Genomic DNA, 21,483 nt, shown 5'->3' with positions numbered 1-21,483 from the left:
TCTTAGGGTGCCCTCACGGGAATATGCTGACAGTTTGTCAGGACCGGGTCGCGACGAATTCCCACGGCACCCGCTAGCGTCGTCGGCAATGACCCCGGAGACCGTGCCCGCCCGACCGAGCCGGGTGGTCGGCTGCCTGCTGCCCGCCCTGACGGTCGCGTTCGGTCTGCTGTTCGTGCTCCTGGGCCTGGTCGCGTACGTGTTGCCCCTGCTCGGGCCGTGGGACGCGGTACAGCAGTGCACCACCGCGCGGGACGTCGCACCGGGCACCGACCTCGGTCCGGTGACCGTCACGCGGCACTTCCTGCCGGCCGGGCTGACGTGCCACTGGACGCAGGAGCCCGGCGTCACGACCGAGCTGTTCGACCCCAGCAGCACGTGGTGGGCGTTCGGGCTCGTCGTGGTCGGCGTGGTCCTGGTGGTCGCCCCGGTCGCCTGGCGTTTCGCGCGGCGCAGGTAGAGAGAGAGACTGGACGACATGCCTCAGCAGGTGCTCGTCGGGACGCGTGCCAGCGCGCTCGCGACGACGCAGACAGGTCACGTGGTCGACGCGCTCGCCGCCGCCGGCGACCTGACCCTCTCGACCGTCCACATCCGCACCGACGGCGACCGCCTCAAGGGCTCCCTGTCGAGCCTCGGCGGCACGGGCGTGTTCGTGACCGCCCTGCGCGACGCCCTGCTCGACGGCCGCTGCGACGTCGCGGTCCACTCGCTCAAGGACCTGCCGACGRGCGACGCCGAGGGTCTGGTCATCGGCGCGATCCCGGTGCGCGAGGACCCCGCCGACGCCCTCTGCGCCCGCGACGGCCTCAAGCTTGCCGACCTGCCCCTGGGCGCTCGCGTGGGCACCGGCTCGCCGAGGCGCCGGGCCCAGCTGCTCGCCGCCCGGCCCGACCTCGACGTCGTCGACATCCGCGGGAACGTCGACACCCGCCTGGGCCGCATCGCGACCGACCTCGACGCGGTGGTCCTGGCGCGTGCCGGCCTCGCGCGTCTGGGACGCCTCGACGCCGTGACCGAGGCGTTCGGCCCGGACGTCATGGCACCGGCACCCGGGCAGGGCGCGCTGGCCATCGAGGTCCGGGCGGACGTCGACGGTCCGCTCGCGGACGCCCTGCGTGCGCTGGACCACCGGCCCACCCGGTTCGCGGTGACGGCCGAGCGCGCCCTGCTCGCCCGGCTGGAGGCGGGCTGCGCGGCACCGATCGGTGCCTGGGCGTCGCTCCGGGGCTCGACGATTCGCCTCGATGCTGTCGTCGCGCGCCCGGACGGCACGGCGACGCTCAAGCGCGGGCTGTCCGCGCAGGCCGAGACCGAGGACGACGCGCGGGCACTCGGGAGCGCCCTCGCCGACGAGCTCCTCGAGCACGGCGCCGCGGACCTGGCGGGCCTGCGATGACCACCCTGCCGCTCACCGGCTGGCGCGTGCTGGTCCCCCGTCCCACCGCGGGGCGCAGCCCGGCCGTCGTCGCGCTCGCCGCCGCAGGCGCCGAGGCCGTCGTCGTGCCGCTCATCGAGACGGTGCCGCCCGAGGACACCCAGCCGCTGGACGACACCCTGCTCGCGCTCGAGGCGGGTTGGTACGAGTGGCTCGTGGTGACCAGCGCCGCCGCCGTGCCGATCCTCGTCGAGCGTGGGCTGACCCCTGCGTACACGCACGTCGCCGCCGTCGGACCGGGCACCGCCCGGGCGCTGCGGGAGGCCGGCGTCCACGTCGACCTGGTCCCGCGCGGCGAGTCGACCGCGAGCGCGCTGGTCGCGCAGTTCCCTGCGCCCGGCGCCAGGAACCGGGTCCTGTTCCCCCGCGGCGACCTCGCCGCACCGACGCTCGCCGACGGCCTGCGCGCCCGCGGCTGGCAGGTGGACGACGTCGTCGCGTACCGCACGGTCTCCGCCGAGGCACCCAGCGCCGAGATCCGCGAGGCGTGGGTGGACGGGACGATCCGCGGTGCCCTCCTCACCTCGGCCAGCACGGTCCGCGAGCTCAACACCCAGCTCGGCCCGCCGCCGACGAGCACCCTGCTGGTCGGCATCGGCCCGACGACCGCCGCCGAGGCCGCCCGCCTGGGACTCCCGCTCGCGGGCGTCGCCACCGAGCAGACCATGACCGGCCTCGTCGACGCGCTGGCCAAGGCCGCGAACACCGCGATGCCCGAACCGATCCCCAGCCCCGAGGAGGACTGAGTGAACCGACGCATCCGCCCCCGCCGTCTGCGCTCGACGCCGGCCATGCGGAGGCTGACGGCGGAGACGCGCCTGCACGCCTCGCAGCTCGTCCTGCCCGTGTTCGTCAAGGAGGGACTCACCGAGCCGCGCCCGATCGCGTCGATGCCGGGCGTGGTCCAGCACTCGCGCGACTCGCTGCGCAAGGCGGTCGCCGAGGCCGCAGGCGCGGGCCTCGGCGGCGTGATGCTCTTCGCCATCCCTCTCGAGCGCGACGCCGTCGGCTCGCAGGCCACGTCGGAGACCGGGATCCTCAACGTCGCGATCGCCGACACGGTCGCCGAGGTGGGCGACGCGCTCGTCGTGCAGGCCGACCTCTGCCTCGACGAGTTCACCGACCACGGCCACTGCGGGGTCCTCACCCCTTCGGGCGTCGTCGACAACGACGCGACCCTCGTCCGGTACGCCGAGATGGCCCTGGCCCAGGCGTCGGCAGGCGCTCATATGGTCGGCCTGTCCGGGATGATGGACGGCCAGGTCGGGTACGTCCGGGACGCGCTGGACGCCGCGGGCCGTTCCGACGTGGCGGTCCTCGCGTACGCCGCCAAGTACGCCTCCGCCTTCTACGGACCCTTCCGTGACGCCGTGGAGTCCCAGCTCGACGGGGATCGGCGGACCTACCAGATGGACCCCGCGAATCGTCGCGAAGCCGTCCGTGAGGTGGCCATCGACATCGCCGAGGGGGCCGACGTCGTCATGGTCAAGCCCGCGCTCGCGTACCTCGACATCCTCGCCGACGTCGCCGCGACGAGCACCGTTCCCGTCGCGGCCTACCAGGTGTCGGGGGAGTACGCGATGATCGAGGCTGCGGCCGAACGGGGGTGGATCGAGCGCAGACGGGCGATCCTTGAGTCTGTGCTCAGCATCCGCCGCGCAGGTGCCGACAACGTGCTTACGTACTCTGCGACTGAGCTGGCCGGATGGCTGGCAGAGGAGATCTGATGAGTGTCCACGCCACCACCTCGGACCTGACGACGAGCGCTGCCGCCTTCGAGCGCGCGCAGGCCGTCATCCCCGGAGGGGTGAACTCGCCCGTGCGAGCGTTCGGCAACGTCGGCGGCACGCCCCGGTTCCTCGCGTCCGCCCGCGGCGCCTACGTCACCGACGTCGACGGCAACGAGTACGTGGACCTCGTCGGCTCGTGGGGCCCAGCGCTCCTGGGTCACGCGCACCCCGCCGTCGTCGAGGCCGTGCAGGAGGCGGCCGCCCGCGGTCTGAGCTTCGGCGCCCCGACGGTCACCGAGGTCGAGCTCGTCGACGAGATCCGCTTCCGCGTGCCGCCGGCCGAGAAGGTCCGCCTGGTGTCCACCGGCACCGAGGCGACCATGACCGCTCTGCGTCTGGCGCGCGCCTTCACCGGCCGCGACGTCGTGATCAAGTTCGCCGGCAACTACCACGGGCACGTCGACGCGCTGCTGGCGTCCGCCGGCTCGGGCGTCGCCACCCTCGGCCTGCCCGACTCCGCGGGGGTCTCCGCCGCGGTCGCCGCCGAGACGATCGTGCTGCCCTACAACTCCGTCGAGGCCGTCGAGACCGCGTTCACCATGCACGGTCCGCGGATCGCCGCCGTGATCATGGAGGCGGCACCCGCCAACATGGGCGTCGTCCCGCCTCTGCCCGGGTTCAACGCGGCCCTGCGCCGCCTGACCCTCGAGCACGGCGCGCTGCTCATCCAGGACGAGGTGCTCACCGGCTTCCGGGTCGGGTACTCCGGCTGGTGGGGGCTCGAGGGCCTCCGCGAGGGCTGGTCCGCCGACCTGTACACGTTCGGCAAGGTCATCGGCGGCGGCCTGCCCGTCGCCGCGCTCGGTGGTCGCCGCGACGTCATGTCCCAGCTGGCCCCCGTCGGCCCCGTCTACCAGGCGGGCACGCTCTCCGGGAACCCGGTGGCCACCGCCGCCGGCCTGGCCACGCTGCGTGCCGCCGACCAGTCCGTGTACGAGCGCGTCGACGCCGTCTCCGCGCAGCTGCGCGCCGAGCTCAACGCCGCGATGGCCCACGAGGGCCTGCCGCACACGATCCAGTGGGCCGGCAACCTGTTCAGCACGTTCTTCGGCGCCGACGCCGCCCGTCACGGTGCCCGCGACTACGCCTCCGTGCTGGCCACCGAGTCGTGGCGGTACGCGCCGTTCTTCCACTCGCTGCTGGACTCCGGCGTCTACGCACCGCCCTCGCCGTTCGAGGCCTGGTTCGTCTCGGCCGCGCACGACGACTCCGCGGTCGACCGCATCGTCAGCGCCCTCCCGGCGGCCGTGCACGCCGCCGCGACCGCGACACAGCCGTAGGGACGCTTCGACCGGGCCCGCGCCACGCCGGCGCGGGCTTCGTCGTGTCCAGGCGGTCGCCGTCGCGACCCCGTCCCGTGCGGACCTAGCCGCACTTGTGACGGATGGCGGCTCCTGAGGCACCCGAGACACCCCACGCGTTTACTCGTGTCCCAGATGCGGCTAGGTCGACACAGGCAGGGTCGCGACGAAGTGCGCGGGGGCTCCTGCTCGCGACGAACCGCGTCGGGCCGGGCTTGATCGCTACGGGTTGACCCAGGCGTCGGCGCGGGCGGCCTGCTCGTGGACCTCGGGCGGGAGCTCGCCCGAGACCAGGCCGGCGAGCGTCACCCGGTCGAGGACGTCGCGGACGCTGACGCGCAGTGCGACCCAGACCTCGAGCAGGGCCTGGGCCGATCCGGCGTACTCCAGGGCGGTCGGGCGCTCGTCGCGGACGGTGACCAGCGGGCCGTCGACGGCCCGGATGATGTCGGCGAGCGTGATCTGGTCGGCGGGGCGCGCCAGGCGGTAGCCGCCCGAGCGCCCGCGGACCGAGGCGACCACGTCACCGCGGCGCAGGTCGCCGAGGATCCGCTCGAGGAACGCGACCGGCAGCTGCTGCCCGACGGCCAGGTCGTCGGCGCGCACCGGGTCACCCTGCGGGGACGCCGCCAGCTCGGCGCACGCACGCACCGCATAGTCCGCCTTCGCCGATACCCGCATGCCGACGATTGTGCCGGTTCCCGACGGCGGGAATACCCCCTAGGGGTATGTTGGTTGCAGCCGACGAGCAACCTTCACCCTCTGGAGACCACGATGCAGCCTCACACGCCCGGTTACACCGACGCCAAGGACGACTACCTCAAGCGCCTGCGACGCGTCGAGGGGCAGGTCCGCGGCATCGCCCGGATGGTCGACGAGGACGTCTACTGCATCGACGTGCTCACCCAGATCGCCGCGGTGACCAAGGCGCTCCAAGCCGTCTCGATCGGCCTGGTCGAGGACCACCTCGCGCACTGCGTCGTCGACGCCGCCCGCCAGTCCCCCGAGGAGGGCGCGGCCAAGGTCCGCGAGGCCTCCGACGCCATCGCGCGTCTCGTCCGTTCCTGAGCCCGAGGAGACCACCATGTCCACCACCACCTTCGGCGTCGACGGCATGACCTGCGGCCACTGCGTCTCCGCGGTCACCTCCGAGCTGTCCGCCCTCCCCGGCGTCCACGACGTCGTCATCCAGCTGACGGTCGGCGGCTCGTCGACCGTGTCCGTCACCTCCGACAGCCCGCTCGCCCCCGACGACATCGCCGAGGCCGTCGTCGAGGCGGGGTACGCGGTGACGCCGAGGCGGTCCCTGCTGTGACGACCGACCAGCACGCCCCGCACACCGTCGACCTCGCGATCGAGGGCATGACCTGCGCCTCCTGCGTCGCGCGCGTCGAACGCAAGCTCAACCGCCTGCCCGGGGTCGAGGCCACGGTGAACCTCCCGCTGGAGTCGGCGCACGTCCGGCTCTCCGACGAGGGCGCGCCGCTGCCCGACACCGACGCGCTGATCGCCGCGGTCCGCTCCGCGGGCTACGACGCCACGGTCACCCGCACGTCGACGCCCCCCGCCCACCACCACGCCCCCGTGGCGCCCGAGGTGCCCGGTCACGACCTCGCGGACCACGGGATGTCCGGGCACGACATGTCCGGCCACACGATGGCCGGGCACGACATGGACCCATACGAGCACGCGCTGTCGGGGCACTCGATGGCACCCGGTCATGACATGGACCCTGACGAGGACACGTCCGCCCCGACGGACGCGCGCGGCAGCGATCTGCGCAGGCGCCTGCGCGTCGCCACGGTGCTGAGCGTCCCGGTGCTGCTGCTCTCGATGATCCCCGCGCTGCAGTTCACCGGCTGGCAGTGGGTCGTCGCGGCCCTCGCGCTGCCGGTGGCCACCTGGGGCGCCTGGCCGTTCCACCGGGCCGCCGCCCGCGCGGCCCGGCACGGCGCGTCGACCATGGACACGCTCGTCTCCATCGGGATCATCGCCGCGACGGGCTGGTCGCTGTGGGCCCTGCTCTTCGGGGGAGCCGGCGAGCTCGGCACGACGATGACCCCGTCGCTCTGGCCGGCCGCGGACAGCGAGATGGCCGTGCCCGAGCTCTACTTCGAGGTCGCGGCCGTCGTCACCACGTTCCTGCTGGCCGGCCGGTACGCCGAGCACCGCTCGCGCCGCCGCGCGGGCGACGCCCTGCGCGCGTTGCTCGACCTCGGCGCCAAGGACGTCGCGCTCCTGGTCGACGGGACCGAGCGACGCGTACCGATCGCGCAGCTCACGGCAGGCAGCGAGTTCGTCGTGCGGCCCGGCGAGAAGGTCGCCACCGATGGCGTCGTCGTCAGCGGCACCTCCGCGCTCGACACGTCGTTGCTGACCGGCGAGCCCGTGCCCGTCGACGTCGGCCCCGGCGACGAGGTCACCGGCGCGACGATCAACACCTCCGGCGCGCTGGTGGTGCGCGCCACCCGCGTCGGCGAGGAGACGCGCCTCGCGCAGATCGGGCGCCTGGTCGCGGCCGCGCAGACCGGCAAGGCCCCGGTCCAGCGGCTGGCCGACCGCATCTCGGCCGTGTTCGTGCCGATCGTCCTCGTCCTGGCGGTGGCCACCCTGGCGATCTGGCTTCTCTCGGGGAGCAGCACGCAGGCCGCCTTCACCGCCGCCGTCGCCGTGCTGATCATCGCCTGCCCGTGCGCCCTCGGGCTGGCCACGCCGACCGCGCTCCTGGTGGGCACCGGCCGCGGCGCCCAGCTGGGCATCCTCATCAAGGGACCGGAGGTCCTCGAGCAGACGCGCACGGTCGACACCGTGGTGCTCGACAAGACCGGCACGGTCACCGAGGGCCGGATGGCGCTCGTCGAGGTGCTGGGCGGCGGCGAGGTGCTGCGCCTCGCGGCGGCCGTCGAGCAGCTGGCCGAGCACCCGATCGGCCGGGCGATCGCGGCCTCGGTCGCCGAGCAGCAGGGCCAGACCGGCGGCGACGGTGTCGTCATCGGCTCCGACCAGGTGCACGACTTCCAGGCCGAGGCCGGTCACGGCGTCTCGGGAGTGGTGCGGACCGCGCACGCGGGCGTCGGGCTGGGCCGGCGCGTCCTCGTCGGGAAGCCTGCCTGGCTGACCGCGCAGGGGGTTCCGACGAGCGAGTGGCAGCAGCCGTTCGAGGCCGCCGAGGCCGATGGCGCGACCGCGGTCATGGTCGCCTGGGACGGCAGCGCACGCGGCGTCCTCGTGCTGCGCGACCCGGTCAAGGCGACGTCCGCGCAGGCAGTCGAGGAGCTCCGCGCGCTCGGCCTGCGACCCGTCCTGCTCACGGGCGACAGCCGCGGTGCGGCCCTGCAGGCCGCGGCCGCGGTGGGCATCCGCGACCAGGACGTGTTCGCCCAGGTCCTCCCGGCCGACAAGGTCGACGTCGTCGCGCGGCTCCAGGCGCAGGGCAGGCGGGTCGCGATGGTCGGCGACGGGGTCAACGACGCCGCCGCCCTCGCCACCGCCGACCTCGGCCTGGCCATGGGCACCGGCACCGACGTGGCCATCGAGGCCGCCGACGTGACGCTCGTGCGCGGAGACCTGCGCGCGGCCGGCGACGCGATCCGGCTGTCCCGTCGGACCCTGCGCGTGATCAAGCAGAACCTGTTCTGGGCGTTCGCGTACAACGTGGCGGCCATCCCGCTGGCGGCGTTCGGGCTCCTGAACCCGATGATCGCGGGCGCCGCCATGGCGTTCTCGTCGGTGCTCGTGGTGGGCAACTCGCTGCGGCTGCGCTCGTTCCGCTGACCCAGCGGGCGTCCAGCGAACGTCCAGCATCGGGTCCTACTCTTCGGAGCATGACAGCGCCGCCGACGCCCCCTGCCGGGCTGCCCTCCGAGGGCGCGGTCGCCGTCGCGACGCCGCCGATCAGCGAGAAGGCCTACCGCCGGCGGCTCACGACCGAGATCTGGATCGTCCTCGGGCTGTCGCTCGGCAAGTCCGGGATCTACGCCGTGGTCGCGATCATCGACCGGCTAACGCGCGCGGAGTCGCTCGGGTCGCAGTCGACGACCCTGAACCCGAGCAGGTCACCGCGGCCGTGGCTCGACCTGACGTACCAGCTGCTGCAGATCGGGTTCGCGCTCATCCCGGTCGCGCTGGCCCTGTACCTGCTGTCCGCCAACGGGCGCTCCGCGGTGCGTCGGATCGGCCTCACGTTCACGCGACCCCTGCGCGACCTCGGCGTCGGCGTCGCGCTGGCCGCCTGCATCGGCATCCCCGGTCTGGCGCTCTACGCCGGGGCGCGGGCGCTCGGGCTCGCCGTCGAGGTGCAGGCCTCCGCGCTCAACGCCGCGTGGTGGACCATCCCGGTCCTGCTCTTCGCGGCGATCCAGAACGCGCTGCTGGAGGAGGTCATCGTCGTCGGCTACCTCATGGAGCGGCTGCGCGAGCTGCGGTGGGCCGTGCCGGCGTCGATCGCGGCCAGCGCCCTGCTGCGCGGCTCGTACCACCTCTACCAGGGCTGGGGCGGCTTCGTCGGCAACGCGATCATGGGCGTGCTGTTCGCGTTCTACTACACGCGCAGACGGCGGGTCATGCCGTTGGTCGTCGCGCACACCATCATGGACATGGTCGTGTTCGTCGGCTACGCCCTGATACCCGCCGCCTGGCTGGCAGCGCTGCACTTCAACTAGCTGGTGACGGCCTTGTTCGCCTGGCTCTTCGCCGCGAAGCCGCCGACCACCAGGAGCACGCCCGCGGCAAACGCGAACAGGCCCAGGATCACGATGATGAACTTCACCGAGTCCGTCGGGTGCGTGACGAGCAGCAGGCCGATCAGGAACGAGACCAGGCCCGACGCGAGGATCCAGCTCCAGTTGTCGTCCTTGGCGCGGTAGCGGATCACGGCGGCGATGATCTGCAGGATGCCCACCAGCAGGACCCAGATCGCGATCAGCCAGAACACGAACGTGGCGGTCTTCTCGGTCCAGATCACGGCCACCAGACCGATCACCAGGCTCACGATGCCGGAGAGCAGCCACCAGCCGGCTCCGGTCTCCTTGCGCTGCGTGAACCACTCGGCGATCGCGACGATGCCGTCGATGATCGCGAAGATGCCGAAGATCCAGACGAGCGCGGTGACGGACCACAGCGGGTTGGCGAGCATGATCCCGCCCAGGATCAGCAGGAAGACTCCGCGCAGGACGGGCACCCACCAGATGCGCTTGATCTCGGCCGCCTCGGCGGGGGAAAGCGGAGTGGACATCGTGGCCTCCAGTCGGAGCGACAGCGCCCTCGCGCCGGCTCGTGCGCCACGCTAGTGGAACGACCCGGTCGAATCCCGCATCTACGCATCAGCGGGACCGCAGGTCAGAGCGTCGGCCCAGGTGTGCGCAGGACCACCCCTGCGCGGGGGGCGCAAGAGCCGGGCGATCGCGGCCAGGCTGCCTAGACTCGCCCCTATGTCCGCGACGCCGTCCGCCAGTCGCGCGGCGGCCGCCGACCCCGCCGCCGCGGACGTCGCGACGAGTCCCGACGACATCCCGACCGTCCGCATCGACGTGCGCACCCCGATCGAGGTCGTGGACATCCCGGTCGCGCGCGTGCACCACCCGAGCGACCTGCTGGGCATGATCCTGTCGGCGCTGGCCATCGTGCTGGTCATGGCGCTGGCCACCTACGCGCACAACACGACGACCGGCGTGGCCGAGGACGTGCAGGGGTTCGCCACCCTGCTCTCCGAGATCCTGTTCGTGCCCGTGCAGGTGCTCGAGGGCTTCGTGACCCTCGTCGTCCCGCTGGCCGTGATCACCGAGCTCGCGATCCGACGGCTCGGGCGGCAGCTGCTCGAGGGCATGCTGGCCGCCGTCGTAGCGGTGCTGCTCAACGAGATCGTCCGGTACGGCATCGAGAACTTCGCGTCCGACGAGCTCGCGGTCGGCCTGTCGATCCGGTCCGCCGGCGCCTGGGTGGTCACGCTGCCCGGCTACGTCGCGCTGCTGGTCGGGCTCCTGACCGTCGTCGGACCCCGTGGTCGTCGTCGGACCGTGAAGTGGTCGTGGAACCTGCTCTGGGTCGCGGCCGGCGTGCTGCTGATCACCGCTGGGGTCTCGCTGCCCGGCCTGATGGTCTCGTTCTTCATCGGACGCGTGGCCGGTCTGGGCGTGCGGTACCTGTCGGGCGTGCGCTCCGAGCGCGCTTACGGCGAGAGCCTCGTCGGGGGCGTCCGCCGCGCCGGCTTCGAGCCCGCGCGCATGGTGCGCGTCGCCGACCTGACCACCGACGCCGAGGCCCGCGACTCCCGGGTCCCGCTGCCCGACCTGGGCACCGACCCGGGCGCCCGGGCGCTGACCCGCTCGACCCGCGACCGCGTGTACCTGCTCACCACCGACTCCGGCGACGAGCTCGACCTCGTGGTCATCGACGGTGACCGCCAGGTGGTCGGCATGCTCACGCGCCTGTGGCGGACGCTGCGGATGCGCGGCATCGAGGGGCGGTCCGTCGTCTCGCTGCGGCAGGCGAGCGAGCGCGCGGCTCTGCTCGCCTACGCGGCCCGCGCCGCCGGCGTCCGCACCCCCAAGCTGCTGAGCATGGCCGAGGCCGACGACTCGATGCTGCTGGTCCAGGAGCGACCCGGCCACGCGGTTCCGCTCGCCGACCTGGCCCCCGAGCAGTTCACCGACGAGCTGCTGGCCGAGATCTGGGCGCAGCTGCGCCTCGCGCACGAGGCCGGGATCGCACACCGCGCGCTGACCAGCGACGTGATCCTCGTCGAGGACGTCGTCGGCCGACCGGTCGTGTGGATCACGTCGTGGGAGCTCGGCGACGTCGCCTCGTCCGAGCTGGCCCGTCGCATGGACGTCACGCAGCTCGTCGCGCTCCTGGCCCTGCGCGTCGGCGCGGCGCGGGCGGTCGGGTCCGCGGTCGACGTCCTGCCCGACCACGACATCGGTGCCATCGGCCCCCTCCTGCAGACGATCTCCCTGCCGCGGCTCACCCGCGACGAGATGCGCGCGCACAAGCAGGTGCTGGCCGAGCTCCGCTCGGCGCTCGTCGCACGGCTCCCCGAGGCCGACGTCGAGCCGCAGCAGCTGGTCCGGTTCGGCGCGCGGACCGTGCTCACCGTCGTCGTGCCGATCGTCGCCGTGCTGTTCGTCATCACCTCGATCAACATCGACGAGATCTCGAACGCCCTGGCCCAGAGCGACTGGCGCTGGACCGCGCTGGCGTTCGTGCTCGGCATGATCACGCTGCTCGGGGCGGCCCTCGCGTTCGTCGCGTTCTCCCCCGTCAAGCTGCGCCTCTGGACCACGATCCTCGTGCAGACCGCGGCCGCGTTCGTCGCCATCGCCGCGCCCGCGGGGCTCGGGCCGGCCGCGCTCAACCTGCGCATGCTCACCAAGCGCGGCGTCTCGGCCACGCTCTCGGCCGCGACCGTCGCGCTCGTGCAGGTCAGCCAGCTCATCGTGACGCTCGGGCTGCTCGTCGTGCTCACGCTCGCGTCCGGCAACAAGGAGTCCGCGCTGCCGATCTCGCCGGCGGTGCTGGTCGTCATCGGCATCGTCGCCGCCCTCGTCGCCGCGTCGCTGCTGATCCCGCGCGTGCGCCAGTGGGTGCTCGCCAAGACGCTGCCCACCCTGCGCCAGACCTGGCCCCGGCTCATCGAGGTCCTCGGTCAGCCGTGGCGCCTGGCCCTCGCGCTCGCCGGCAACCTGCTCATGACCCTCGGTTTCATCTTCGCGTTCTACGCCTCGATGCAGGCCTTCGGGCAGGAGGCGACGCTCATCCAGGTGGCGCTCGTCTACCTCGTCGGCAACACCGCCGGCGCCCTGATCCCGACGCCCGGCGGCATGGGCACCATCGAGCTGGCGCTCGCCGGTGCGCTCACCAGCATCACCGGCATCAACGCCGGTATCGCGACCTCGATCGCCGTGGTCTTCCGCGTGGTCACCTACTGGCTGCGCATCCCGATCGGCTGGGTCGCGATGCAGTACCTGCAGAAGCGCGGCGAGCTCTGAGCTGACGCTCGCTCCCGGTCCGGACAGACCTCCGGGCCGGTACGACGTGCGTACCGGCCCGGAGGTTCGTTGCTGTGCTGCTGCAGGTCAGGCGGCGAGCGCCTTGGCCTTGAGCTGGTCGTACTCCGCCTGCGAGATCGCGCCGGAGTCCAGCAGTGCCTTCGCGTCGGAGATGTGGTCGGCGGGCGACTTGCTGGTGCCGGCGACCGAGCGGACGTAGGCGTCCGTGCTGGCCTGCGCATCCGCGACAGCCTTCACCTGGCGCTCCGCCATGCCCCTGCCACGCGCGATCAGGTAGATCAGCGCGGTGAGGAACGGGGCGACGACGAGGAAGATGATCCAGACCGCCTTCCACCAGCCGCTGAGCTTGTGGTCGCGGAACAGGTCTCCGATGATCTGGAAAAGGATCATCAGGTAGACGACGAACAGGAACCACCAGATCAGCAGCCAGAACCACTGAGAAAAGCTGTTCATGCGACCCTCTCTCCACCTGGACCCGCCCCGAGTGGTGGGCCCGCTGGGCTGAGGCTAACCGACAAAGCGCAAAATCTGCACAAGGCCGTCACAATCGGTCGCCGGAGGCACCCGGTTGGCTCTGGCCCCGTCGAAGGGCCTGCAGCCCTGCGCCTCTGCGCAGAGAAAGACCCCCGAGTCGGTGTGACCGGGGGTCTTGTCTACTGCTGAGCAGTGAAGTGCTCAGGCAGCGGCGTGCTCGCGCTGCGCCGGGATGAGCTCGATCGCCTTGCCACGAGCGGCGAGTCCGGCCCACGCCTGGAGGCGGGTGGCGGGAAACGCGTTCTTGACCGGGAGCGATGCCTCGGACGGGTCGACTGAGTACCCACGCTGGTCCATGTGGCTTTCCTGTCTGTTCGGTAGCCCGGCTGACCGTGTAGGTCCCGTGGCTTTGCGTCCCCTCCTTGCAGAGGGTTTGCCGTTTCGCTGACAGGTCTGACAGTAGAGGACAGGTGTCCGTGACGGAATAGATCGGACCCGCTCAACTTCGGACACGTGTCCATTTCACCCGGTTGGCGGTATCTGAGAGCCTCCTGAGCCCTCGTTGTGCCTTCACCCGGTGCAATCCGGACGGTCGACCTGCGCTCTGACCTGCTCATCCGAACGTGAGCGAGTACACCTGGACGCCCTCAGGCACGTGCAGCTCGAGGGTTCCCTCGGCGGTCTCCGAGACGCTGACCAGCGGATACGCCCGTGGTGATCCGGCGACATCTACGACGAGATCGTCGGTGGAGTCGTCATTTGGCCGCGAAATCCGTACCGTGACAGCGCCATTACCACCGATTACAGCCTGAACGACCGCGGCGTGGTAGCGCAGGCGGATGACCGCATCGGGTCCCGCAGTCGCCCCCTGGTAGTCGGTGGTCCATGTTCCACCGAGTGCAATCGTGTTCGGTTTCTGGTCGGAAGGGAGGGTGTAGGTGGCCAGGCCCTCCTGGTAGTCGCCGTCGACGTTGCGGTGTTTGCTCACCGACAGGAACGTCTCTTGCGTGACATCGTCGACCGGTGTCGTGTCGTCGACCGCCGTCGAGGCCGGCAGCGTGACCGACGGGTCGGCGTCCTGGAGCAGCTGGCGGATGAGCTTCTCGGTCGCCTCGTAGCCACCCTCGCCCTGCGAGACCTGCCGGATCGTCCCGGTCGCGTCGATCAGGTAGTGCGCCGGCCAGAAGCGGTTCCGGTACGCGGTCCACGTGGCGTACGAGTTGTCCTGGGCGACCGGGTAGGTGATGCCGAGGCGCTGCGCACCGTCGACGACGTTGCGGGTCTCGCGCTCGAACGCGTACTCCGGCGTGTGCACCCCGATCACGACCAGGCCGGCGTCGCGGTAGGCCTTGTCCCAGGCGGTCACGTGCGGGACCGAGCGCTGGCAGTTGATGCAGGAGTACGCCCAGAAGTCGAGCAGGACGACCTTGCCCTTGAGGTCCGCGAGATCCACGGCGGCGCCGTCCGGGGTGTTCAGCCAGGTGTCGATGCCGCGCAGCGCCGGCGCCGGCCCGCAGTCCTCCAGCGACGCGGAGTTGTTCGTGCAGTCGCCGATCTTCTCGTTCTCCGCGGTCACGAGCCCGCCGAGGTCGAGCTGCTCCTGGACGGTCTCGTTCGACGCGACCTTCGACTGCAGCGCGTCGGTGTACCCGGGCAGCGCCCGCTGGATCGCGTCGGTGACATCGAACGTGAGGGCGAGGGCCAGCAGGATCATCAGCACCCCGCCCGCGGCGCGGATGCTGCGCTGGTGGGTCCGGAACGCCGCGATGCGCTCCGCCACCCTGCGGCCCGCGAGCGCGAGGATCAGCAGCGGGATCGCCGCGCCGAGCGCGAACGTCACCGTGAGGACGACGGTGCCCGGGCCGACGCTGCCGGTCGCGCCGGCCACCGTGATCGCCGCGAGCACCGGGCCCGCGCACGGCACGTAGACCGCGCCGAGGCCGAGTCCCAGGACGAACCCGCCACGTCCCTTGCCCGGCACCCGGTTCGGGGTCAGCCGCTGGAACGGGCGCTCGAGCAGCTCCTCGAACCGCGGGACCAGCAGGCCGAACCCCAGCAGCCCGAGCACGACGATCCCCGCCCAGCGCAGCAGGTCCTGCGGCAGGCCGAGCAGGTTGAGGACCACGGTGCCGACGAGCGTCACCAGCGTGAAGCTGGTGACCAGGCCGGCGATCACGAGGTACGGGCGGCGGGCCGCGGCGCGGTCACGCTTCGGGTCCGGCTCCGGTGCGTCGAGCACGGCGACCGGGCTTGCCGAGGAGGAGCCGGCGTCTCCCGCCGACGGCGAGCGCGTGAGGAAGGACGGCTGCGCCATCGCGCCCACGACCATCCCCTTCGGCGCGGCGGTCCGGGTCGCGACGACGGGCCGGCGTTCGGCGTCGCCGGGACTCTTCGAGGTCGGCTTCGGGTCCCGGGCCGCCTCCACGCCGCCGGCGAAGAACACGACCGGCAGCACCGGGAGGATGCACGGCGAGATGCCGGTGATGAGGCCACCGACGAGGCCGATGAGCGCGAGCGTGAGGAGGTCCATGGCGTCAGTTCGCGGCGGCACCCCTGCCGGATGGGCTGCCAGGCCCACCAATCGTGCGGCTCGGCAGCGCCGGACCCGCTCGATCGGGCGGCCGGGTCGGTCGTCGAGAACTCGTGGCGATCCGGACCCATCCGGGCCGCGGGCTGCCCCGAACCACCCTGCGACAGGGGACGACCGGGCCACCGCCCGGACCACGACCACAGGGAGAGTCACCATGCGCACCACGAACCGCACCCGCATCGCCGCCGTCCTGATCGCCGGCGTCACGGGCCTCGCGCTCACCGCCTGCTCCAGCTCGTCCAACGACGACACGGCGGGCTCCGACAGCTCCGAGATGGCGACGCCGATGGAGACACCGGACGCCATGGCCAGCGACGACGCGATGATGGCCGACCCGGCCGCAGACCTCGTCGGCCCCGGCTGTGCCGACTACGCCGCGACCGTCCCGGACGGACCCGGCTCCGTCACCGGCATGTCGACCGACCCCGTCGCCGTGGCCGCGTCGAACAACCCGCTCCTGACCACGCTCACGGCGGCGGTCTCGGGCCAGCTCAACCCGGACGTCAACCTCGTCGACACGCTGAACGGCAGCGAGTTCACGGTGTTCGCCCCGGTCGACGAGGCGTTCGGCAAGATCGACGCCGCGACGATCGACTCCCTCAAGACCGACTCGGCGACGCTGACCAAGATCCTGACCTACCACGTGGTGCCCGGGCAGCTCTCGCCCGACATGATCGACGGCACGCAGACGACCGTCGAGGGCGGCACCGTCGAGGTCGCCGGCTCCGGCGACTCGATGACCGTGAACGGCGCCAAGGTCATCTGCGGTGGCGTCCATACCGCGAACGCGACCGTCTACCTCATCGACACGGTGCTCATGCCGACGATGTGACACCCGCACCCTCCCGGTCTCTCCCCTGACGACCGGTGAGCACGAAGCCCCCGCGCTGGGTACGGCGCGGGGGTTTCGTCGTGCCAGGACGACGACCTCGCGCCGCGCGCCGTCGGCTCGCGACAGCTGCCGGGCTACGGAATCCGAACTCTCGACGCCGCAGCCACGGCACCGCGGACGGCACGGCCGTCGTGATGTCGGACGGCAACGGCGGCGGGAACCCAGCAGTGGAACCGCAGCCGACACGTTCCTGACCGGCTCTGTGGGCGTCGGACCCCGGGGTGCGACGCCACCGTGTCTCTGACTCTCGTCGCGACGAGAGCGGCATGTCGTGTCAAGAGCGGCACGAGCAACTGCCGCTCTCGCGGTGAACTGCCGCTMTCGCGGTGAGCTGCCGCTCTCGCGGTGAGCTGCCGCTCTCGCGGGGAGCTGCCGCTCTCGCCTGCACCGACCGGGCCGCGCCGCGCCGGACGTCAGGTGGCGGAGAGGACCAGGATCGGGTCGGTCGTCGGCTGGTCGGAGCCGCCCGCCGGCTCGACCGTCACCGCGAGGGCGTCGCCCGGGGCGAAGTCGTCCGTCAGCGCGCGGGCGCTGCCGCCGCTCTCGGCGAGGATCCCCGCCGACGCCGCCTCGTCGCCGCTGATCACCCAGAGCTGGTAGACGTGCCCCGCCGACGGGTCCGGGAGGCCGGACGCGTCGAGCAGGGCCTGCGAGTCGGTCAGGACCGCGGTCGCCGTCCCGCCGCCGGCCACCGTGCCGTGCACGACGACCGCCGAGGGATCGGTCAGCAGGTCGGCGAGCGCCTGCTGCTGCTGCTCGAGGTGGTCCGCCCGCTGCATCTGCTGGACGGCGAGCGCGGTCGGGATCGCGGCGCCGACCACGACGGCCGCGGCGATCGCGAACCAGCGCGTCGTCGGGCGGCGTCGCGACGAGAGGTCGGTGACGGGCGCCGGCTCCGGGACGGTCTCGGTCGGCCTCAGCAGCTGCGTCGTCCCGGGGGTCGACGGGGACGCGGCGACCGCCGTCGCGGCGGGGACCTCCAGCGCGGCGTGGCGCGGGCCCGCGAGCGGGCCGACCTGCCGGACGCCCGCGATCTCGTCGAGGACGGACGCGCGCAGTGCGGGCGGCGGGTCGGCGGCGACGGCKTCGCCGAGGGTGGCGGCGACGGCCACCAGCGACGCGAGCTCGCGTGCGGCCTCGGGGTCGGCGGCCACGAGGGCCTCGACCGCGGCCCGCTCGTCGGCGTCGACGGCGTCCAGGGCGTAGGCGCCGAGGAGCGACCGGACGTCGTCGGAGGACGACCCGTCGTCGACGGGGCGGGTCTCGCTCATGCGCTCACCCCCAAGCAGTCGCGGAGGCGGAGCAGCCCGTCCCGGATGCGCGACTTCACGGTCGGCAGCGGCGCGGCCAGCTCGTCGGCCACCTCACGGTAGGTCCGTCCGCCGTAGTAGGCGAGGACGACGGCCTCGTGCTGGGTCGGCGTCAGCGTGCCCAGGCAGTCGCGGACGCGGGTCTGCTCGAGGGCGGACTCGACCTCGTCGGCCACCACGTCGAACGGACGCTCGGCGCTGAGGTCGAGGTCGCGCTGGTCGCGGTCGCGCTGCGACTGCACCGAGCGGACACGGTCGACGGCCCGGCGGTGCGCGAGGGTCAGCGCCCAGGTCTTGGCGGACCCCCGGCCGGCGTCGAACCGCGGCGCCTGCCGCCAGACCTCGACCCAGACCTCCTGCGCGACCTCGGCCGCGTGGTCGGGGTCGCGCAGCACGCCCAGGCAGGTGCCGAACACGCTGCGTCCGAGCACGTCGTAGAGCGCGGCGAACGCGGTGTCGTCCCCGCCGGCGACGGCCGTGAGCAGCTGCTCGGCGGTGTCGATCGGTCCGGGTGCGGACGCGACGGGATCAGCGGCGGGACCGGACGGTCTCGAGGCTGGCTCCACGCGGGCCAGTGTGCCCCACCGTTCCGCGGCCCGCTCTGCGGCGGGGCCGCGGGCAGGCGCGACAGTGCACACCGTGGCTGCGGGCGGGACGAGGGACATGGGGAGCACCGGGTGTCGACGGGACGTGTCACAGGGTGTTCGGGACCGACACCCGCCCGGATGGCTCCCGCAGGGCTGAAGATGCCGGCGTCAGACGCCGGTACCCGCCCGCAGCGCCAGCGACGCGTCGCGGTGCGCCTCGCGTCGACGCTCGGTGGCGTCGAGCTCGGTGCGCGCCCAGTGCGGCGCCGGGGTCACCGACGGACGCAGGCGCCGCAGTCGTTCGCGGCCGGCGCCGAGCACGAGTCGGGGGATCGGGATGCGCACCGTGCGCACGTCGTACGTGAGCGCGACCATGTCACGCCTCCTCGGTGGAGTTCGGGACGTTCTGCTGGGGGGCGTCGGACGCCTCCGGACCGGGTGTGTCGGGGTAGGCAGGATCGGGATGGCTGGTGGAGAACCAGCGCATGAGCCGGGCACCGGCCGGGCGCGACGACGCGTCGGCGGAGCGGGAGAGGAACGGCTCGATCAGGGCGGCGATCGAGTCGAGCAGCTGCTCGGTCTCGTCGGGCGTGGCCCAGAACGACTCGCGGTTCATCGCCACCGTCGCGCGCGCACCGGCGGGCTGGTCGGCCCGGACGCGCAGGAAGTCGACGAACTTGTCGACCTCCTGCCGGGCGGCGATCTCCGCGAACTCGACGATCGCGTGGACCGAACCGGGCACCGACGCGTCCGGCGTGAACAGCTGACGCTTCTCGACGAGCCGCCACGGACGCTCACGCCCCCGCGGCTCGGCCGGCTCGATGAATCCGTAGCGAGCGAGCAACCGCAGGTGGAACGAGCAGTTGGCCACGGTCTCGCCCGTGTGCTTCGCGCACTGGGTGGCCGTGGCCTCGCCGACGTCGTCCAGGTAGTCGAGCAGGGCGAGCCGCAGCGGGTGGGCCAGCGCGCGGATCCGCTCGGGGTCGCTGGTGCGCTCCGCCTCGGCGAAGCGGTGCGGCGCGGTGGTGTCGTCCTGGCTCATGCCCCCACCGTAGAACGCGCAACGATCATTGCGCAAGAGGTGTTGCGCAAGAACTGTTGCGTGACGACACCGGGCATGCAAAGACCCCCGTCTCTCGATCATCGAGAAACGGGGGCCTTGTGTGTGCGGGGACGGTCCGTTACTTGAACGCGTCCTTGACCTTCTCGCCCGCCTGCTTGATGTTGGCGCCGGCCTGGTCGGCCTTGCCCTCTGCCTCGAGGCGCTCGTCGTCGGTCGCCTTGCCGGCGGCCTCCTTGACCTTGCCCTTGGCTTCCTCAGCGGTGTTCGAGATCTTGTCGTCGAGACCCATCAGAATCACTCCTCTCGGGTTGGCAACACCTCGACGTTACGTCCGGTCTCCCGGTTGCGCATCCGGGGCGACCGAAGCGGCCAGAGCCTCGAGCACCTGCCGCCAGAGCCCCTCGGCGTGCTCGACCTCCTCGGCCGAACCGTTGCCGTCCTGCTCGAGCGTCACCGTCGTCGAGCCGCCGGACTCGTCCAGCGTGAACGTCAGATGGTGGTAGTTCTCGGGCACGTCGGGCTGCCCGGACAGCGGCGAGTAGTGGGTGTAGCGCAGGAGCCGCGGGCGCTCGACCTCGACGATCTCGCCGTGGTCCTGGAAGGGCTTGCCCTCCCACTCGCCGTCGAACGTGATGGGGTCGCCGGCGACGTACGTGCTGGTCACCTGCGACCCGACCATCCATCGTGCGGCCGGGTCGACCATCACGGACCAGACGTCCTCGGCCGAGGCGCGCACCTCGATGACAGCACGAGCGACCAGGTTCTCGGACATGGCAGTGCCTCCAGTTCAGTCTCGACAGGACTCAGCCACGGACGCCCGCCCGGTACAGGTCCGTGAGCGTGAAGATCTCCGAGCCGTGGTGGATGATCTCGCGGTTGATGTGCAGCACGAGCTGCGCGAACGGCGCCTGCGCGTCGATCTCCGTGGCCTGGCTCAGCCCGACGGTGAAGATGTCGTCGTCGGACAGCTCAGCGATCCCCGTGCGCCAGGCATCGGCGACGGCGGTCAGGGCGGAGACCGCGGGACCGACCTCGCCGGAGTACGTCAGGTCGGGCCGTTTGAGCCGGTGCTCGCCGAACGTCCAGTCGTACCGCTCGGTCAGCACCTCGGTGAGGTGCGCGACCAGCCACGCGACGGTGCGCGGGCCGGGTTCGTCGGGACCCGCGGGCCACTCGACCACCCACTCGCCGACGCCGAACACCCGGGGAGCCGTCGACTCGGAGCGCCGCCGCACCGAGAACGCGCCGGGCGCAGGCTGCCACTCGAACTCGTCCTGCGTGAGGGTCGCCAGCCGCTCGCGCAGCTCGAACCACGAGAACTCCAGCTGGCTGCGCACGGCGGCGCGCGTCGTGGGGATCTCGGTCAACGACCAGTCGAACTCCTCGGGTTCTGCCACCCGACCGACGCTAGCGAAGGCCACCGACACCCGCCGGTCGGCCGGGGAGATCGAGTCAGGCGGACTCTTCCCGCAGCCGCGGCTCGGTCCGACGACCGGGCGCGAACCCGGCCTTGTCGGCGTAGAACGCGCGGATGCGGTCCATGTCGGCGGGGATGTCGCCGGTGAGCTCGAGCGTCGGGCCGAGGCCGGTCGTCATCGTGGTGCGGTCGACGTAGCCGAGCGTGACCGGTAGGCCCGTCGCCAGCGCGATCCGGTAGAAGCCCGACTTCCAGCCGTCGCCGCTGCGCGTGCCCTCGGGCGTCACGACGAGGTAGAAGCGGTCGCCGCCCTGGATCCGCGCGACGAGCTCGTCGACGAGACCGGCGGGATTGGACCGGTCGACGGGGATGCCACCGAGCCCGCGCATGATCGGCCCGCCGATCCCGCGGAACAGCCCGTTCTTGCCCAGCCAGCGGATGTGCAGGCCGGCCTCGCCGGCGATCGCGAGCATGAGGACGAAGTCCCAGTTGGACGTGTGCGGTGCGCCGATGAGCAGCCCCGCACCGTCCGCCGGGACCCGCTCGCTCCGGAGCGTCCACCGGCTCACCCGCCAGAACCCGCGCGCCAGGGCGTGCCGCACCGTCATCGTCTGC

General features: G+C 72.3%; 24 protein-coding genes and 1 riboswitch. Of the genes, 11 read left to right on the top strand and 13 right to left on the bottom strand.

The features are described from left to right. Window positions 1–88 precede the first annotated feature (88 nt). From AC1DZC_RS10370 to hemL, 5 genes are read left to right on the top strand one after another with little or no spacing between them, the layout of a single operon-like run. Window positions 89–460: a hypothetical protein gene (locus AC1DZC_RS10370; protein ID WP_477043185.1), complete on the top strand. Its 372-nt coding sequence runs from the start codon at window positions 89–91 to the stop codon at window positions 458–460. An 18-nt stretch (window positions 461–478) separates the two neighbouring features. Beyond that, window positions 479–1,399, top strand: coding sequence for a hydroxymethylbilane synthase (hemC, locus tag AC1DZC_RS10365; RefSeq protein WP_477043184.1), 921 nt, complete (start codon window positions 479–481; stop codon window positions 1,397–1,399). Further along, window positions 1,396–2,184, top strand: coding sequence for a uroporphyrinogen-III synthase (locus tag AC1DZC_RS10360; protein ID WP_477037530.1), 789 nt, complete (start codon window positions 1,396–1,398; stop codon window positions 2,182–2,184). Before hemC ends, AC1DZC_RS10360 begins: the two co-directional genes overlap by 4 nt. 45 nt (window positions 2,185–2,229) lie before the next feature. Then, window positions 2,230–3,165, top strand: coding sequence for a porphobilinogen synthase (hemB, locus tag AC1DZC_RS10355; protein WP_477037861.1), 936 nt, complete (start codon window positions 2,230–2,232; stop codon window positions 3,163–3,165). Further along, window positions 3,165–4,508, top strand: coding sequence for a glutamate-1-semialdehyde 2,1-aminomutase (gene hemL / locus AC1DZC_RS10350; protein ID WP_477043183.1), 1,344 nt, complete (start codon window positions 3,165–3,167; stop codon window positions 4,506–4,508). Before hemB ends, hemL begins: the two co-directional genes overlap by 1 nt. 243 nt (window positions 4,509–4,751) lie before the next feature. On the opposite strand, the gene AC1DZC_RS10345 is transcribed toward hemL, so the two are convergent. Further along, a complete protein-coding gene (locus AC1DZC_RS10345; protein WP_477037532.1) occupies window positions 4,752–5,210 on the bottom strand; it encodes an RrF2 family transcriptional regulator in 459 nt (152 codons plus the stop codon). Between the two features lie 93 nt (window positions 5,211–5,303). On the opposite strand from AC1DZC_RS10345, the gene AC1DZC_RS10340 reads away from it, so the two are divergent. Genes AC1DZC_RS10340 through AC1DZC_RS10325 form a run of 4 tightly spaced genes read left to right on the top strand, consistent with a single transcriptional unit; the run spans window position 5,304 to window position 9,190 of the window. Then, window positions 5,304–5,597, top strand: coding sequence for a metal-sensitive transcriptional regulator (locus AC1DZC_RS10340; RefSeq protein WP_477043182.1), 294 nt, complete (start codon window positions 5,304–5,306; stop codon window positions 5,595–5,597). Window positions 5,598–5,613: 16 nt separating this feature from the next. Continuing rightward, window positions 5,614–5,844: a heavy-metal-associated domain-containing protein gene (locus tag AC1DZC_RS10335; protein ID WP_477037534.1), complete on the top strand. Its 231-nt coding sequence runs from the start codon at window positions 5,614–5,616 to the stop codon at window positions 5,842–5,844. Window positions 5,845–5,891: 47 nt separating this feature from the next. Beyond that, a complete protein-coding gene (locus tag AC1DZC_RS10330) occupies window positions 5,892–8,303 on the top strand; it encodes a heavy metal translocating P-type ATPase (protein ID WP_477043336.1) in 2,412 nt (803 codons plus the stop codon). 50 nt (window positions 8,304–8,353) lie between these two features. Further along, window positions 8,354–9,190 (top strand): CPBP family intramembrane glutamic endopeptidase, encoded by an 837-nt coding sequence (locus AC1DZC_RS10325; RefSeq protein ID WP_477037535.1) that lies wholly within the window; start codon window positions 8,354–8,356, stop codon window positions 9,188–9,190. Here the strand turns inward: AC1DZC_RS10325 and AC1DZC_RS10320 are convergent. Next, window positions 9,187–9,762, bottom strand: coding sequence for an HdeD family acid-resistance protein (locus AC1DZC_RS10320; RefSeq protein WP_477037536.1), 576 nt, complete (start codon window positions 9,760–9,762; stop codon window positions 9,187–9,189). The two genes, AC1DZC_RS10325 and AC1DZC_RS10320, sit on opposite strands and share 4 nt — an antisense overlap. 196 nt (window positions 9,763–9,958) lie before the next feature. Between AC1DZC_RS10320 and AC1DZC_RS10315 the strand changes: the two genes are divergently transcribed. Then, complete coding sequence (locus AC1DZC_RS10315) at window positions 9,959–12,514, top strand: flippase-like domain-containing protein (RefSeq protein ID WP_477043181.1); 2,556 nt, start codon at window positions 9,959–9,961, stop codon at window positions 12,512–12,514. Window positions 12,515–12,601: 87 nt separating this feature from the next. Here the strand turns inward: AC1DZC_RS10315 and AC1DZC_RS10310 are convergent, their stop codons facing one another. From AC1DZC_RS10310 to AC1DZC_RS10300, 3 genes are all read right to left on the bottom strand, one after another. After that, window positions 12,602–12,988: an SHOCT domain-containing protein gene (locus AC1DZC_RS10310; protein WP_477037538.1), complete on the bottom strand. Its 387-nt coding sequence runs from the start codon at window positions 12,986–12,988 to the stop codon at window positions 12,602–12,604. Window positions 12,989–13,210: 222 nt separating this feature from the next. Beyond that, window positions 13,211–13,366 (bottom strand): hypothetical protein, encoded by a 156-nt coding sequence (locus AC1DZC_RS10305; protein WP_477037539.1) that lies wholly within the window; start codon window positions 13,364–13,366, stop codon window positions 13,211–13,213. Between the two features lie 16 nt (window positions 13,367–13,382). After that, window positions 13,383–13,457: riboswitch (cyclic di-GMP riboswitch) on the bottom strand. A gap of 165 nt (window positions 13,458–13,622) precedes the next feature. Beyond that, window positions 13,623–15,539 carry a cytochrome c biogenesis protein DipZ gene (locus AC1DZC_RS10300; RefSeq protein WP_477043180.1) on the bottom strand — a complete coding sequence of 639 codons (1,917 nt, stop codon included), beginning with the start codon at window positions 15,537–15,539 and terminating at the stop codon, window positions 13,623–13,625. Window positions 15,540–15,753: 214 nt separating this feature from the next. On the opposite strand from AC1DZC_RS10300, the gene AC1DZC_RS10295 reads away from it, so the two are divergent. Beyond that, window positions 15,754–16,431: a fasciclin domain-containing protein gene (locus AC1DZC_RS10295; RefSeq protein WP_477037541.1), complete on the top strand. Its 678-nt coding sequence runs from the start codon at window positions 15,754–15,756 to the stop codon at window positions 16,429–16,431. 473 nt (window positions 16,432–16,904) lie between these two features. Here the strand turns inward: AC1DZC_RS10295 and AC1DZC_RS10290 are convergent, their stop codons facing one another. The 8 genes from AC1DZC_RS10290 to AC1DZC_RS10255 all read right to left on the bottom strand — a co-directional run bounded on the left by AC1DZC_RS10290 (window position 16,905) and on the right by AC1DZC_RS10255 (window position 21,476). Next, window positions 16,905–17,762: an anti-sigma factor gene (locus AC1DZC_RS10290; protein WP_477043179.1), complete on the bottom strand. Its 858-nt coding sequence runs from the start codon at window positions 17,760–17,762 to the stop codon at window positions 16,905–16,907. Then, complete coding sequence (sigK, locus tag AC1DZC_RS10285) at window positions 17,759–18,367, bottom strand: ECF RNA polymerase sigma factor SigK (RefSeq protein ID WP_477037543.1); 609 nt, start codon at window positions 18,365–18,367, stop codon at window positions 17,759–17,761. The genes AC1DZC_RS10290 and sigK overlap by 4 nt, the downstream gene beginning before the upstream one ends. Before the next feature lie 189 nt (window positions 18,368–18,556). Continuing rightward, window positions 18,557–18,763, bottom strand: coding sequence for a hypothetical protein (locus AC1DZC_RS10280; RefSeq protein WP_477037544.1), 207 nt, complete (start codon window positions 18,761–18,763; stop codon window positions 18,557–18,559). Window position 18,764: 1 nt separating this feature from the next. Further along, a complete protein-coding gene (locus AC1DZC_RS10275; RefSeq protein WP_477037545.1) occupies window positions 18,765–19,430 on the bottom strand; it encodes an ArsR/SmtB family transcription factor in 666 nt (221 codons plus the stop codon). 139 nt (window positions 19,431–19,569) lie between these two features. Next, a complete protein-coding gene (locus tag AC1DZC_RS10270) occupies window positions 19,570–19,740 on the bottom strand; it encodes a CsbD family protein (RefSeq protein ID WP_477037546.1) in 171 nt (56 codons plus the stop codon). Window positions 19,741–19,776: 36 nt separating this feature from the next. Beyond that, a complete protein-coding gene (locus tag AC1DZC_RS10265; protein ID WP_477043178.1) occupies window positions 19,777–20,223 on the bottom strand; it encodes an SRPBCC family protein in 447 nt (148 codons plus the stop codon). Window positions 20,224–20,254: 31 nt separating this feature from the next. Continuing rightward, window positions 20,255–20,848 carry a DinB family protein gene (locus AC1DZC_RS10260; RefSeq protein ID WP_477043177.1) on the bottom strand — a complete coding sequence of 198 codons (594 nt, stop codon included), beginning with the start codon at window positions 20,846–20,848 and terminating at the stop codon, window positions 20,255–20,257. Between the two features lie 55 nt (window positions 20,849–20,903). Beyond that, window positions 20,904–21,476, bottom strand: a complete 573-nt coding sequence (locus AC1DZC_RS10255) for a 1-acyl-sn-glycerol-3-phosphate acyltransferase (protein ID WP_477037549.1) — start codon at window positions 21,474–21,476, stop codon at window positions 20,904–20,906. Window positions 21,477–21,483: the final 7 nt, after the last annotated feature.

This window comes from Cellulomonas sp. P2_B4, assembly GCF_056404795.1.
Note: the sequence above shows the minus strand (reverse complement) of the source record. Positions and strands in the feature narration are given on the sequence as shown.

Bases quoted from the DNA above. Each gene is read 5' to 3' on its own strand.
- AC1DZC_RS10370 (WP_477043185.1), top strand. From the start codon at position 89: ATGACCCCGGAGACCGTGCCCGCCCGACCGAGCCGGGTGGTCGGCTGC.
- AC1DZC_RS10360 (WP_477037530.1), top strand. From the start codon at position 1,396: ATGACCACCCTGCCGCTCACCGGCTGGCGCGTGCTGGTCCCCCGTCCC.
- hemB (WP_477037861.1), top strand. From the start codon at position 2,230: ATGCGGAGGCTGACGGCGGAGACGCGCCTGCACGCCTCGCAGCTCGTC.
- hemL (WP_477043183.1), top strand. From the start codon at position 3,165: ATGAGTGTCCACGCCACCACCTCGGACCTGACGACGAGCGCTGCCGCC.
- AC1DZC_RS10345 (WP_477037532.1), bottom strand. From the start codon at position 5,210: ATGCGGGTATCGGCGAAGGCGGACTATGCGGTGCGTGCGTGCGCCGAG.
- AC1DZC_RS10340 (WP_477043182.1), top strand. From the start codon at position 5,304: ATGCAGCCTCACACGCCCGGTTACACCGACGCCAAGGACGACTACCTC.
- AC1DZC_RS10335 (WP_477037534.1), top strand. From the start codon at position 5,614: ATGTCCACCACCACCTTCGGCGTCGACGGCATGACCTGCGGCCACTGC.
- AC1DZC_RS10330 (WP_477043336.1), top strand. From the start codon at position 5,892: ATGACCTGCGCCTCCTGCGTCGCGCGCGTCGAACGCAAGCTCAACCGC.
- AC1DZC_RS10325 (WP_477037535.1), top strand. From the start codon at position 8,354: ATGACAGCGCCGCCGACGCCCCCTGCCGGGCTGCCCTCCGAGGGCGCG.
- AC1DZC_RS10320 (WP_477037536.1), bottom strand. From the start codon at position 9,762: ATGTCCACTCCGCTTTCCCCCGCCGAGGCGGCCGAGATCAAGCGCATC.
- AC1DZC_RS10315 (WP_477043181.1), top strand. From the start codon at position 9,959: ATGTCCGCGACGCCGTCCGCCAGTCGCGCGGCGGCCGCCGACCCCGCC.
- AC1DZC_RS10310 (WP_477037538.1), bottom strand. From the start codon at position 12,988: ATGAACAGCTTTTCTCAGTGGTTCTGGCTGCTGATCTGGTGGTTCCTG.
- AC1DZC_RS10305 (WP_477037539.1), bottom strand. From the start codon at position 13,366: ATGGACCAGCGTGGGTACTCAGTCGACCCGTCCGAGGCATCGCTCCCG.
- AC1DZC_RS10300 (WP_477043180.1), bottom strand. From the start codon at position 15,539: ATGGACCTCCTCACGCTCGCGCTCATCGGCCTCGTCGGTGGCCTCATC.
- AC1DZC_RS10295 (WP_477037541.1), top strand. From the start codon at position 15,754: ATGCGCACCACGAACCGCACCCGCATCGCCGCCGTCCTGATCGCCGGC.
- AC1DZC_RS10280 (WP_477037544.1), bottom strand. From the start codon at position 18,763: ATGGTCGCGCTCACGTACGACGTGCGCACGGTGCGCATCCCGATCCCC.
- AC1DZC_RS10275 (WP_477037545.1), bottom strand. From the start codon at position 19,430: ATGAGCCAGGACGACACCACCGCGCCGCACCGCTTCGCCGAGGCGGAG.
- AC1DZC_RS10270 (WP_477037546.1), bottom strand. From the start codon at position 19,740: ATGGGTCTCGACGACAAGATCTCGAACACCGCTGAGGAAGCCAAGGGC.
- AC1DZC_RS10265 (WP_477043178.1), bottom strand. From the start codon at position 20,223: ATGTCCGAGAACCTGGTCGCTCGTGCTGTCATCGAGGTGCGCGCCTCG.
- AC1DZC_RS10255 (WP_477037549.1), bottom strand. From the start codon at position 21,476: ATGACGGTGCGGCACGCCCTGGCGCGCGGGTTCTGGCGGGTGAGCCGG.